This window comes from Flavobacterium psychraquaticum (assembly GCF_034497725.1).
GTDB lineage: Bacteria > Bacteroidota > Bacteroidia > Flavobacteriales > Flavobacteriaceae > Flavobacterium > Flavobacterium psychraquaticum.
In genome coordinates this window covers 77,171-90,465 of record NZ_JAXKVR010000028.1, presented here as the reverse complement: position 1 = coordinate 90,465, position 13,295 = coordinate 77,171, and the positions used below count along the sequence as shown (strand labels likewise).

Annotated in this window: 13 protein-coding genes; 5 read left to right on the top strand and 8 right to left on the bottom strand. The window is 32.7% G+C overall.

The window, feature by feature from the left end; translation table 11 throughout:
• Positions 1–1,092 (bottom strand): methylmalonyl Co-A mutase-associated GTPase MeaB, encoded by a 1,092-nt coding sequence (gene meaB / locus T1L09_RS07450; protein WP_422718493.1) that lies wholly within the window; start codon positions 1,090–1,092, stop codon positions 1–3.
• Between the two features lie 118 nt (positions 1,093–1,210).
• Between meaB and T1L09_RS07445 the strand changes: the two genes are divergently transcribed.
• The gene (locus tag T1L09_RS07445; protein ID WP_322550327.1) at positions 1,211–2,608 is read left to right on the top strand and encodes an FAD-binding oxidoreductase; all 1,398 of its coding nucleotides are present in this window, start codon (positions 1,211–1,213) and stop codon (positions 2,606–2,608) included.
• Between the two features lie 120 nt (positions 2,609–2,728).
• On the opposite strand, the gene T1L09_RS07440 is transcribed toward T1L09_RS07445, so the two are convergent.
• Both T1L09_RS07440 and T1L09_RS07435 read right to left on the bottom strand, forming a co-directional pair.
• Positions 2,729–3,136, bottom strand: a complete 408-nt coding sequence (locus T1L09_RS07440) for a hypothetical protein (RefSeq protein WP_322550326.1) — start codon at positions 3,134–3,136, stop codon at positions 2,729–2,731.
• Positions 3,136–3,708 carry a hypothetical protein gene (locus T1L09_RS07435; RefSeq protein WP_322550325.1) on the bottom strand — a complete coding sequence of 191 codons (573 nt, stop codon included), beginning with the start codon at positions 3,706–3,708 and terminating at the stop codon, positions 3,136–3,138. The genes T1L09_RS07440 and T1L09_RS07435 overlap by 1 nt, the downstream gene beginning before the upstream one ends.
• Before the next feature lie 300 nt (positions 3,709–4,008).
• Here T1L09_RS07435 and T1L09_RS07430 point away from each other — a divergent pair, with 300 nt between their 5' ends.
• Positions 4,009–4,677, top strand: coding sequence for a hypothetical protein (locus T1L09_RS07430; RefSeq protein ID WP_322550324.1), 669 nt, complete (start codon positions 4,009–4,011; stop codon positions 4,675–4,677).
• Between the two features lie 365 nt (positions 4,678–5,042).
• Here T1L09_RS07430 and carB read toward each other — a convergent pair whose 3' ends face one another.
• Both carB and rpmH read right to left on the bottom strand, forming a co-directional pair.
• On the bottom strand, positions 5,043–7,898 hold the full coding sequence (gene carB / locus T1L09_RS07425) for a carbamoyl-phosphate synthase large subunit (RefSeq protein ID WP_322550323.1): 2,856 nt from the start codon (positions 7,896–7,898) through the stop codon (positions 5,043–5,045).
• A 243-nt stretch (positions 7,899–8,141) separates the two neighbouring features.
• Positions 8,142–8,303, bottom strand: coding sequence for a 50S ribosomal protein L34 (gene rpmH, locus T1L09_RS07420; RefSeq protein WP_007136275.1), 162 nt, complete (start codon positions 8,301–8,303; stop codon positions 8,142–8,144).
• A gap of 168 nt (positions 8,304–8,471) precedes the next feature.
• On the opposite strand from rpmH, the gene T1L09_RS07415 reads away from it, so the two are divergent.
• Positions 8,472–8,990, top strand: a complete 519-nt coding sequence (locus T1L09_RS07415) for a DUF2892 domain-containing protein (protein ID WP_322550322.1) — start codon at positions 8,472–8,474, stop codon at positions 8,988–8,990.
• A 260-nt stretch (positions 8,991–9,250) separates the two neighbouring features.
• Here T1L09_RS07415 and T1L09_RS07410 read toward each other — a convergent pair whose 3' ends face one another.
• The gene (locus T1L09_RS07410; RefSeq protein WP_322550321.1) at positions 9,251–10,141 is read right to left on the bottom strand and encodes a transglycosylase SLT domain-containing protein; all 891 of its coding nucleotides are present in this window, start codon (positions 10,139–10,141) and stop codon (positions 9,251–9,253) included.
• Positions 10,142–10,801, bottom strand: coding sequence for an alpha/beta hydrolase (locus T1L09_RS07405; RefSeq protein WP_322550320.1), 660 nt, complete (start codon positions 10,799–10,801; stop codon positions 10,142–10,144).
• Positions 10,802–10,852: 51 nt separating this feature from the next.
• Here T1L09_RS07405 and T1L09_RS07400 point away from each other — a divergent pair, with 51 nt between their 5' ends.
• Positions 10,853–11,134, top strand: a complete 282-nt coding sequence (locus T1L09_RS07400; RefSeq protein WP_322550319.1) for an N-acetyltransferase — start codon at positions 10,853–10,855, stop codon at positions 11,132–11,134.
• 47 nt (positions 11,135–11,181) lie between these two features.
• On the opposite strand, the gene mtaB is transcribed toward T1L09_RS07400, so the two are convergent.
• A complete protein-coding gene (gene mtaB / locus T1L09_RS07395) occupies positions 11,182–12,525 on the bottom strand; it encodes a tRNA (N(6)-L-threonylcarbamoyladenosine(37)-C(2))-methylthiotransferase MtaB (RefSeq protein WP_322550318.1) in 1,344 nt (447 codons plus the stop codon).
• A gap of 260 nt (positions 12,526–12,785) precedes the next feature.
• On the opposite strand from mtaB, the gene T1L09_RS07390 reads away from it, so the two are divergent.
• Positions 12,786–13,295, top strand: coding sequence for a pyridoxamine 5'-phosphate oxidase family protein (locus T1L09_RS07390; protein WP_322550317.1), 510 nt, complete (start codon positions 12,786–12,788; stop codon positions 13,293–13,295).

Sequence of the window (13,295 nt, the reverse complement as noted above, 5' to 3'; positions counted from 1 at the left end):
TTATGCTTTAAAATATTTTTTCAACAAATTCATAGCTGCTGCAAAAGGTGATCTTTCATTGTTTTGCACGGCTTTTTTGTTTTCTTCTAATAATTTTATAATCTCAGGATGGTTGTAAAAGTTTAATTTCAATTGTTCGTTAATGGTCTCCATCATCCAAAATTGATTCTGACTTTGACGCTTTTCTTCAAAATAATGATTAGTTTTTACCATTTCAAAATATTCGGAAATAATTTCCCAAATAGCACCAATTCCAGTTTGTTCATAAGCACTACAAGTTGTTACTTTTGGAATCCAACCACTACTTTTCGCAGGAAATAAATGCAACGCACGATTAAATTCTGTTTTCGCTAATTTTGCTTTTTGAATATTATCACCATCTGCTTTGTTGATTACAATAGTATCCGCCATTTCCATAATGCCACGTTTAATCCCTTGTAATTCATCACCAGCACCAGCAATTTTCAATAATAAAAAGAAATCAACCATACTGTGAACGGCAGTTTCGCTTTGGCCTACTCCTACTGTTTCAATAATAATTGTATCAAAACCACAAGCTTCGCACAAAATTATTGATTCTCTGGTTTTTCTAGCTACTCCACCTAAAGTATCACCCGAAGCACTTGGTCTGATAAATGCATTTTCGTCTTTTACCAATTCTTCCATTCGGGTTTTATCGCCTAAAATACTTCCGTGACTAATAGATGAACTTGGGTCAACCGCTAAAACCGCAACTTTTTTTCCGATTGAAGTCAAATACTTTCCAAAAGCTTCAATAAAAGTACTTTTACCAACACCCGGAACACCTGTAATTCCAATACGTACCGATTTATTAGCGTGTGGCAAACAATCCTTAATCACTTCATTCGCTTTTTCCAAATGTTCAGGATTTGTACTTTCTACCAAGGTAATTGCACGACTTAATGCGGTTTTATCACCATTCAAAATTCGAGTCACTAATTCTGCTGCCGAAGGTTGTTTTCGTCGGAATTGCTGAATTTGTTGTGCCACTACAGCACTCATAGCTTGCGGTTGATCGACACCGTGAACTTCGGATAAGGCTGATTTTTTATTTGGTGTTTTCAAAAGAATAATTGCTTTGTGTAAAATTACAAAAAATGTAGGAATATAAAACAGTTGAAAACAGAAGGTTTAATTTCCTCCTACATTTATTTACTATTTTTATATCTTTACACTTCAATTTTATATTATGAATTCTGAAATATTACTTGCACTTGAAAACATTGTCGGTTCTGCCTATATTTTTACAGATGATGCTACGCGAAATACCTACGGTCACGATGAAACAGAAGATTTAAGTTTTCCGCCTCAAGTTGTCGTTAAACCTGCAAATACATTTGAAGTTTCTGAAATTTTAAAGATTTCAAATCGTTATAAAATTCCGACCGTACCAATTGGTGCGAGAACAGGATTAAGTGGTGGTGCTTTAGCAATTTATGGCGGTATTGGAATTTCAATGGAACGTTTTAATAAAATTCTTGAAATTGATGAACGTAATTTACAAATCACCACAGAACCCGGCGTAATTACACAAGTGCTGCGCGAAGCTGTAGCTGAAAAAGGTTTGTTATATCCAGTTGATCCGAGTAGTATGGGAAGTTGCTGGATTGGAGGAAATATTGCAGAAAATTCAGGCGGTGCAAGAGCTTTGAAATATGGTGTTACCAAAGATTACGTCTTGAATTTAGAAGTAGTTTTACCGACAGGTGATATCATTTGGACCGGAGCAAATACGTTGAAAAATTCAACAGGTTATAATCTAACACAATTGATGGTTGGAAGCGAAGGAACTCTAGGAATTGTAACCAAAGCGGTATTGAAATTGATTCCTCAAAATAAACATAATATCTTACTTTTAGTTCCCTTTGTGAAGGCAGAAGAAGCGTGTGAAGCCGTTTCAGCGATTTTTAGAGCTGGAATTACACCGAGTGCTTTGGAGTTTATGGAACGTGATGCTATTGATTGGACCTTAAAATTTGTAGACGGTTTGAATGTGAAAGTAAATGACCACATTCAAGCGCATTTACTGATTGAGGTAGATGGAAATTATCCCGAAATTTTGATGCAAGAAGCCGAACAAATTTTAAAAGTTGTCGAACAATTTGACATTGATGAAGTATTATTTGCCGATACTGAAGAACAAAAAAATGCATTGTGGAAATTACGTCGTTCGGTGGCTGAAGCTGTAAAAGCTAATTCTATTTACAAAGAAGAAGATACGGTTGTTCCAAGATATGACTTGCCTAAATTATTAAAGGGCATAAAAGAAATTGGATCGAAATATGGTTTTCAATCAGTTTGTTATGGGCACGCAGGTGATGGAAATTTACACGTGAACATCATAAAAGGCGAAATGTCTGATGACAATTGGCACACACAAGTTCCGCTCGGAATTAGAGAGATTTTTGAATTAACAGTTAGCCTAAAAGGAACACTTTCGGGTGAACACGGCATTGGATTAGTTCAAAAAAACTATATGGATATTGCTTTTTCAAAAGTACATCTCGAATTAATGGAACGCATAAAAGCAATTTTTGATCCGAATAATGTATTGAATCCTGGAAAGATTTTCCCGGATGAGACATAGATTAATTCCTCTAAAAATAGTTATAAGAACATAAGAGTATACCTTAAAATAATTATTTTTATAAAAAAAGGTCAAATTGGGGCTGAATTTGACCTTTTTTATATGTTTTACTAACTAAAATTACCTCCCTAAAAACTCCACCAAATTTGCATCTGCATTTTTAAACGTGGGCAGTTGTTCGATGATACTTGCAACTCGCTTTTTATTTAACTTCATCGTAATATCTGCTTCAGTAGTAAACAACAAAGCCCACATAAATGGATTATTGATGTATTGCGTCAGCTCTGTTTCCAATTCTTCTATTGGATAAATGTGTAAAACTTCTTGCTTTTCAGTAATGTAAATTTTATGCGTCATCGCTAATTTCAAAATATTGTCTTCTACTATCGTTTTGACATAAATATTTTGTAATTCTGGTTTTCCAATGGTTTTTGAAAGTGTTAATTTAGCAAATGTTCCATTGGCAATGCTAGCTTTAACCTGATTAAAAAACGCTGTGTAAACTATATTATTTGCTTGTGTATCCATTAAAGTCCTAATTGTTTTTGTATTTTGTCATTGAAAATCATTAAGAACATTTTGTTGTCCTTGTCTTTGTTTAAAAACTTCCATTTGTTATTCGTTAAGCCATCAGCAACAGCAATTAGTGTAGCTCTTAATTCAATTTTGAAAGTGTTCGTTAATTTATTATAAGTTACCTTTTCTGCTTCCATATTTGACTTAAAAACATCAACCATAGCTTCTCCATCTTCCATTTGCGTTTTAAAAGTCATTTCCATTACATTGTTATACGTAATGATGCAGAAGGTTTTATCTTCAATTTTCTTAACTTCACCAAATGAAAATTTTGGATCAACTTCAACTAATTTGATTGAAAATTGTTCGTTATCCATCATTTGACCAAACATTTGTTTCATCTGATCTTTCGCAACTATATCAAAAACCTTTGGATAAGTTGTATCGAAAATATCATCAAAATTCATTTTTATGCTTGCATTATAAGAACGTAACGCTTCCGATTTTAAGGAATTCAAATCTTGAGCTAAAACAGCAAGTGTTTGGAACAAGAAAAAGGTAAAGGCTAGCAATCTAATTTTCATAGGAAGTATTTTAATTTTCCTCAAATATAAAAAATCCCCAACAACTATTAGCTATTGAGGATTGATATTAATCTCTTTTAGGAGAATTTTTTTTATCGCGTTTTTCTTCTTTTTTCTCTTTTGCCGTCTTTAAAGGCTCTTTTTTTGCTGTTTTCTTTGCATCTTGACTTTTTGCCATAATAACCAATTTAGTTTAAAGTAAATGTAGCGAATTATCGGACAATAAAAAACTCTATTAGGAATAATATCCTAAAATAAAATATTTTGTTATATTTACCCAACGTAAAAAAAACTATTATTATGAAAAAAATCACAACAATTGCAGCCACATTTCTATTGTTTGCTGGAGTAACAATGAATGCACAAACGGCATTGAAAAAAGGTTCAGTTACCTATAAAATGGAAATGACTGGAAATGATGAAGCTAGTGCGATGATGGGCGAAAGTACAATGGCTGTTCATTTTGATGAAAAGATGCAAGCGACAGATATGAACATGATGGGCGGTATGATGTTAATGAAAACTATTACACCAGTAGGAAATCTTAAAGATTCCAAAATGACAATTGAAGTGATGGGAATGAAATATGAGATTATTGAAATCGGTGAAGAAGCTTTAAAAGAGAGTAAAGGTATTGGAAATTTAGAAAATGCTTTAGAAGTTAGTTATGACAAAAAAGACACCAAAGAAATTGCAGGTTTTAAATGTTATAAAGCTATTGTAAAAATGAACGACGGAACTACAAATGATTTTTACATTACAGAAGGAATAGCAGTTCAAGATTCAAAGGACGCAAAAGTAAAACTTGCTGGATATCCTTTACAAATGAAAACTACAACTCAACAAGGAGAAATGACTATGACAGCAACTTCGTTTTCAAAAGATTTACCTAAAGATTGTTTTTCTGTAGGTGAAGGATTTACAAAAGTAACTATGGAAGAATTCCAAAAACAAATGGGTGGTATGTAATTTATAGCAACTTTATTTAAAAAAAAAGGCATCAAGAAATTGATGCCTTTTTTTTGTTTAAGTACAAAATCTGCGTTTTTTATTTCACAAAAACCGAATTTCAAAACCAAAATCCTAGTAAACACTGGAAAAAAAAAGTGAAAATGTACAGAAAATCTGTAACAGTAATAAAAAATAATTTTCTAAATTCGTACAAGAAGAATAAGACATAATACAGAAACCAACTTAAACTTCTATTAAAATGAAAAATAATTAAATACAAATTAGAAACCAATTTGTATAGGAAAGATACTTCTTTTGTAAACTTTAGGGGTAGAGTTTGCAAATTAAAAAATCCCAATCTTATGATTGGGATTTTTATTTTTTTAATTCGTTAAATACATTTTTCTTCTGGCGTATAAATCATAGAATTGATCGTCTTTTAAATCATCTATAAACAAGATACTTTCTCCAGTTGATTTCATTTCTGGTCCTAATGCTTTGTTCACATTGGGAAACTTACTAAAAGAGAAAACAGGTTGCTTAATTGCATATCCTTTTAATTGTGGGTTGAAATTAAAGTCCGTCACTTTATTGTATCCTAACATTACTTTCGTAGCATAATTTACATAAGGTTCGCCATACGCTTTTGCGATAAATGGAACGGTACGAGAGGCCCTTGGATTCGCTTCAATAATATAAACGATATCATCTTTAATTGCAAACTGGATGTTGATCAATCCAACTGTATGCAAAGCTCTTGCAATGTTGTGCGTATGATCTTTGATTTGTTGCATTACAAACTCACCTAAGTTAAACGGAGGCAAAGTTGCATTACTATCACCAGAATGGACACCGCAAGGCTCAATATGCTCCATAATTCCAATGATGTATACATTTCCATCTGCATCGCAAATGGCATCTGCTTCAGCTTCGATGGCGCCATCTAAATAATGGTCTAATAATAATTTATTTCCTGGAATCGATTTTAATAAATCAATTACATGTTCTTCTAATTCTTGTTTGTTGATGACAATTTTCATTCCTTGTCCTCCTAAAACATAAGAAGGGCGAACTAATAATGGAAAATCCAAAGTATCGGCTAACTTTGAAGCTTCTTCTGCACTTTCTGCAATTCCAAATTGTGGAAATGGAATTTTCAATTCCGTTAATAACTCAGAAAAACGCCCTCTGTCTTCAGCTAAATCCAAAGCATCAAAACTAGTTCCCAATATTTTTATTCCGTATTTAGATAATTTTTCGGCTAATTTTAAAGCTGTTTGGCCTCCTAATTGAACGATTACACCTTCTGGTTTTTCGTGCTGAATGATGTCGTAGATATGTTCCCAAAATACTGGTTCGAAATATAATTTATCAGCCGTATCGAAATCGGTAGAAACCGTTTCTGGATTACAGTTAATCATAATCGTTTCGTAACCACATTCTTTAGCTGCTAAAACGCCGTGAACACAAGAGTAATCGAACTCAATTCCTTGTCCAATTCGGTTTGGTCCTGAACCTAAAACGACTACTTTCTTTTTATCTGAAACAATACTTTCGTTATGCACGTACGTTGTTCCGTCTGGTTTTTCGATTTCGGCCTCAAAAGTCGAGTAGAAATAAGGCGTAACTGCTTTAAATTCTGCCGCACAAGTATCTACTAATTTGTAAACACGTTTTACATTTTGTTCTTCACGTAATTTATATACTTGACTTTCCAAACAGCCCATCATGTGTGCTATTTGTCGATCACCATATCCTTTTTGTTTTGCTTCTAAAAGCAATTCTTTAGGTAAAGTATCTATTTTATAATTTGAAATTTCTCTTTCTAAATGAAATAATTCCTCATATTGCTTCAAAAACCACATATCGATTTTTGTGATTTCGTGAATTCTGCTCAGCGGAATTCCCATCGCAATCGCATCATAAATTACGAAAACTCTATCCCAACTTGCGAAAGTTAATTTTTCTATTATTTGATCATAATTTTTGTAGCCCTTTCCGTCTGCTCCTAATCCATTTCGTTTAATTTCTAAGGATTGTGTGGCTTTGTGAAGTGCTTCTTGGAACGAACGGCCAATTCCCATAACTTCTCCTACTGATTTCATTTGAAGTCCTAACGTTCGGTCAGCGCCTTCAAATTTATCAAAGTTCCATCTTGGTATTTTTACGATTACATAATCTAGAGTCGGTTCAAACAAGGCCGAAGTTGATTTTGTAATTTGATTTTGCAATTCATCTAAGTTATAGCCCAAAGCTAATTTTGAAGCAATTTTAGCAATTGGATAACCTGTTGCTTTTGATGCTAATGCAGAAGAACGAGAAACACGAGGATTGATTTCAATCGCTACAATATCTTCTTTTTCATCTGGTGAAACTGCAAATTGCACGTTACAACCTCCAGCAAAATTACCGATAGAACGCATCATTAAGATCGCCATATCACGCATTCTTTGGAATGTTGTGTCTGATAAAGTCATCGCAGGTGCTACTGTAATTGAATCTCCCGTATGAATTCCCATTGGATCCATATTTTCGATGGTACAGATAATTACGACGTTGTCGTTGCTATCACGTAACAATTCTAGTTCGTATTCTTTCCAACCCATTAAAGCTTTATCAATTAAAACTTCGTGAATTGGTGACATTTCTAATCCGTAAGTTAAAGCAGCATCGAAATCTTCTTTTTTGTAAACAATTGCCGCTCCTGTTCCTCCTAAAGTAAACGAAGGACGAATTACAAGTGGAAATCCATATTCTTGTGCAATTTCTTTTCCTTGTAAAAAAGAGTTAGCCGTTTGAGCGGGAGCTTGAGGAATTCCTATCTTATTTAATAAGTTTTTAAATTGCTCTCTATCTTCTGTAATGTTGATTGCGTTGATGTCAACACCAATTAATCGCACGCCGAAATCAGTCCAAATTCCTTTTTCGTCTGCTTCGATACATAAATTTAAGGCTGTTTGTCCGCCCATTGTAGGCAAAACAGCATCAATTTGTGGATGAGCTTTAAGGATTTCAATGATTGATTTTGTAGTTAATGGCTTCAAATAAACGTGATCGGCCATTGTAGGATCGGTCATAATCGTTGCCGGATTGGAGTTAATTAAGATAACTTCCACTCCTTCTTCTCGAAGGGAACGAGCCGATTGCGAACCAGCGTAGTCAAATTCGCAAGCTTGACCAATTACGATGGGTCCTGAACCTATGATTAAAACGGATTTAATTGAATTGTCTCTTGGCATTGTAGTGTGTTGTTAGTTGTGTTGTGATACGATACGATACGATTCGATAAAATAATTCTTGATTGATGCACTTTGCACTAGCCCTGATTGGAGCGGAAATCCTTTTTTGTTTTCTTTTAAAACAAAAAAGATTAGAGTGGAAAGCGGGAAACAGCTCCTAAAAATCAATATTTTCTAAAAAACTTTAAAAAAAAGCCGCTACTAATAAAAGTAACGGCTAATATATTGTTTTAAGCTAAAACATTATTTTTTGTGTCTTGGTTCGCAAGAAACAGTCAATTTATGTCTTCCTTTAGCTCTTCTACGAGCAAGCACTTTTCTTCCATTTGCAGAAGCCATTCTGTCCATAAAACCGTGCTTATTTCTTCTTTTTCTTTTTGATGGTTGAAACGTTCTCTTACTCATTAGTAGTATTTTTTAAATCTATAATAAAATTCTTTTTTAAAACTCAACGGAATTCATCTCCTGAAAACCGAGTGCAAATATACAAAGACTTTTTTTATTCACAAGTACTTTTTTAAAAATATTTCGAATTCATTTTATTATCTTTGCAGTTCACAAAAATATACAAAAATGTTTCACAAAAATATCAAATTAGTTTTAGCAGGTCTTTTAATAGCATTTTCTATTTATTTGTTTTCTGTTGGCGGAAATATCGGAAATGGAATATTCATTTTACTTTTATCAATCATCCCAATTTTCTTATACTTTAAGAACGAATTTATCTTATTAGCTTTTTTAAAATTAAGAAGTCAGGATTTTCCTGGAGCACAAAAATGGTTAACTTACATCAAAAATCCTGAAGCGGCATTGATTAAGAAACAACAAGGATATTTCAATTATCTGCATGGTTTAATGGTTTCGCAAACGAATTTGAACGAAGCAGAGCGTTATTTTAAAAAAGCAATTGCACTTGGACTGTCTATGGATCAAGATTTAGCCTTGGCAAAATTACAATTAGCTGGAATTGCAATGACGAGAAGAAGAAAAATGGAAGCAACTTCATTATTAAATGAAGCAAAAAAATTAGACAAACAAAATATGTTGAAAGAGCAGATAAAAATGATGAAAGATCAAATGAAAAAAATGTAATTCATTCCTTTTTAAAATTAAGAAGCACCTTTTTAGGTGCTTTTTTTGTTAAATTTCGGACTATTTTATAAATTTAACAAAACACAAGACCGATAACCGATTAATTTTCATAACTTTATGGTATTGAAATTGTTTTTAGAATTAATACATTACTTATTGTCCACATAGAAAAGCAGTTATATTGAGACTACATCTTGAACTTATATCGTAGCTCAATTTTTTTTGATTACAATACAACCGTACTTCTATGTGGATTTTTTTTACTTATTATATCCTGAAGTTGGAATTTCTATTTCATATTGCTTTCCAGTTGCAACCGTTAATTTTCTATCGCGTAACCAAGGATTGTGAATTTTTAAGATTTTATAGTTGATTCCTTGCGTTAAAGCAAAAGTAGCCAAATCCGTAATTGTAGAATCTACAACAACTTTTCTAGTTGGAAGATTAACATATAAAGCTTCAGTAGGGATTAAATATCCATATTTATCGGCGTTTTTCATAATTTCTTTCAAGGCTAAAATCCTAAAAACATAACGAGATGTTTCTTCCGTTAGGAGCAAATCATAATAATCTGACACTTGTTGTTCCTTCAATTTATTGTTAACACCTGTCATTCCACCATTATAAGAGGCTGCAGCTAAGGTCCAAGAACCGAATTTTTCTTTAGCTACTAATAAATACTTACAAGCGGCTTCAGTTGATTTTTCTAAATGATAACGCTCATCTACCTCATCAGTAACCTCCATTCCTTTTTCTTTTGCTGTTTCCGGCATAAATTGCCAAACGCCTCTTGCTCCTGCTGGCGAAACGGCATTTACTAAACTACTTTCAATCACAGCCAAGTATTTAAAATCGTCTGGAACACCATATTTTGCCAAAATAGGTTCGATAATTGGAAATGCTTTATTGGCGCGTTTTATTACTAAAGTTGTATTGGTATGATAATTTATATTGGTAATCATTTCTCTGTCTAAGCGCTCTTGCACATCTGCTATTTGAGTTGGAACTGTTTCATTGGCAAAATTCATTTGTAAATTATAGCCAATTGGAGCAAATTTCGTTGAGCCTGAAACCTCACCATAGATTAAAAAGCTTCCTACAAAAGCAATTGTTGCAATCAATACTGTTTTTTTTATCATCACTTTTTTCATTTATTGAAGTATTATTTTTGGTAAATTTTCATTAAACCATTTGTATTTATTGATAATCATAATGTGTGTTCCGCCTTTTACACCAATGCAATTTTGTATGTTTTTTATCGGAAAAACCTCATCCGCGTCTCCTTGTATATGGATTATATTTTTATCAGCAATTTTCTGATGCCACAACAATACATTTTCAATAGACCAATCCAAATATTTTTTATCTCGAACAGATAAATATTTTTCGTATAATTTCAATCTTTTTTGAATGATATCACTTCCAAAAGCATATTTCACCAATAATTCAACATTAGCTAATAATTGCGTTGGTAAAATTTTGTACACTTTTGTCGCTTTCGCCATTTTTAATCGAGAAGGAAATTCGGTATTTGATTTAACACTCGAAATAATAATGACTTTCTTAGTTGGCATTAGTTTTGCCATTTCTTGTACCAAAATTCCTCCGAACGAAACACCAATCAACACCGGATTTTCATGCAGAATCTTCGCGCTCATTCGTTCTGCATACGATTCGATACTTTCCTTATCATTTGGCAAAAACCATTCCAAAAAGTACATTTCAAATTGATCTTCGGGCAATTTAATATTTTCAAAAATCGTGGAGCTTGCTGCCAAACCAGGCATAAAATAAACGGGGATTTTGGTCATGGTTACTATGTGAAAAAAGTTTCGTAAATTTGCACTCTAATTGAAATTATCATGGAAATCAAAGATAATCAACTTTTAAGACAATTTGAAATTATTACAGCAACAGGTTTAGTGGCTATTGAATACTCTGTTCAAGAGCGGAAATTATTTTTAACCAAATTCTGTGCTAACAACAATGAAGAGGAAGAGTTGCAGAATGAATTCATACAAAATGTATTAGAATTGGCTGTTGAACGAAAATTAAAAGTGGTGCCAACACACGCTAGATTTATAAGTTTCTTCAGAAAAAACCGTAAATATCGTGAACTTTTGCCTCCTGGATTAATGATATAATTCTGTGTCACTAAAAGATTATTAAAAAAATCCAAATTCCAAACTGATTAAACAGCTGGAATTTGGATTTTTTCGTTTAAGAATGCTAAACGCACGCTTCCATCTTCGTCAATTTTTGTTAAATTTATTTGGTGTAAAGTATTCACTAATGCCGGATTCCAAGGTGTTTTTACTTTAACGTAATTTTCTGTAAATCCGTGAATGTATCCTTCTTTATTTTCACTTTCGAATAAAACCGTTCGGTTCGTTCCAATTTGACTTTCGTAAAATGCTCTTCTTTTCTTAACGGAAAGTCCGCGTAACATTTTACTTCTTTTGGAGCGCACATTTGCTGGAACAACACCATCCATTTCAATTGCTTCGGTATTATCTCTTTCTGAATAAGTAAAAACGTGTAAATAAGAAATATCTAAATCATTCAAAAAATGATACGTTTCTAAGAAATGTTCATCCGTTTCTCCTGGAAATCCGACAATCACATCCACACCAATACAAGCGTGAGGCATTACTTCTCTAATATTTTTAACATGATCGGTATACACTTCACGTAAATAACGGCGTTTCATTTTTCTTAAAACATCATTACTTCCAGATTGTAATGGAATGTGAAAATGCGGTACAAATGTTCTACTTTTCGAAACAAAATCAATGGTTTCGTTCTTTAACAAATTAGGTTCAATTGAAGAAATTCGCAAACGTTCAATACCTTCAACTTCGTCCAAAGCTTTTACCAAATCTAAAAAAGTATGCTCGTGTTTTTTATTTCCAAATTCGCCTTTACCGTAATCTCCTATGTTTACTCCGGTTAAAACGATTTCTTTGATGCCTTGTTTTGAGATTTCTGAAGCATTTGTTAATACATTTTCCAAAGCATCACTTCTCGAAATTCCACGCGCTAGCGGAATTGTACAATAGGTGCACTTATAATCGCAACCGTCTTGTACTTTCAAAAAAGCACGTGTTCTGTCGCCAATTGAATAACTTCCTTCATAAAAATCAGCTTCTTCAATTTCGCAAGAATGCACTTCGCCCATATCGTTTTTGGACAAATCATTAATATAATCTGTGATTTTGAATTTTTCTGTGGCGCCTAAAACCAAATCTACACCATCAACTGCTGCTAATTCTTCCGGTTTTAATTGGGCATAACATCCAACAGCCGCAACAAATGCCTTATCATTTAGCTTCATTGCTTTTTTTACAATCTGTTTGAATTGCTTGTCTGCGTTATCGGTAACTGAGCATGTATTAATAACATACATATCTGCTACTTCTTCAAAATCAACACGTTCAAATCCTTCGTCTTGAAAATTTCTCGCAATTGTAGACGTTTCTGAGAAATTTAATTTACAGCCTAAAGTATAAAAGGCTACTTTTTTCTTGTTTTCCATAAGTAAGCTCAATCGATGAAATCGTTGTCAAAAATTGAGATGGCAAAGATAGTATTAATGTGTGAAATAGACAAAATCTCATTTGCTGCATTTTTGAATTCGAAAATTAAAAATATTGGGGGAAAAATCATAAAATTCGTATAAATCATTCACAGTCAGATTTAATAGATTTAGAATCTTATAAAATATAATAAAAATGATATAATGAATGGTGAAGCATTTTTATAGAACTTTGATTATTAATTAAAAAAAGAGAAACTATGTCAAAGGAAAACTTATTCAATAAAGAAGCAATTGCAAAACTAAAAGAACTTTCTGAAAAGGCAAGAACTTGTATGTTTATCACAAATTTAGAAAGTAAATTACCTTTCAATGCTAGACCAATGAGTCTTCAAAATTGTGATGAAGAGGGAAATTTATGGTTTATAAGCAGTAAAGAAAGTAATAAAAATATGGAAATCGCTAGTGATAATAAGGTACAATTGTATTTTATGAATAATGGTGATTATGAATATTTATCAGTTTTTGGTAAAGCTTATATTTATGATGATAAAGCAACAATTGAAGAAAAATGGTCCTTATTTGCCAATGCTTGGTTTGATGGAAAAGATGATCCAGAAGTAAGTGTTATTAGAATAGTTCCAGAAGAAACTTATTATTGGGATACAAAAGCAGGAAAATTTGTATCGTTGATGCATTTCTTTACAGCAATAGTAACAGGAAGCAAAGCAGACAATAGCGATGGTATAGAGGGAAAAATAGAAATATAA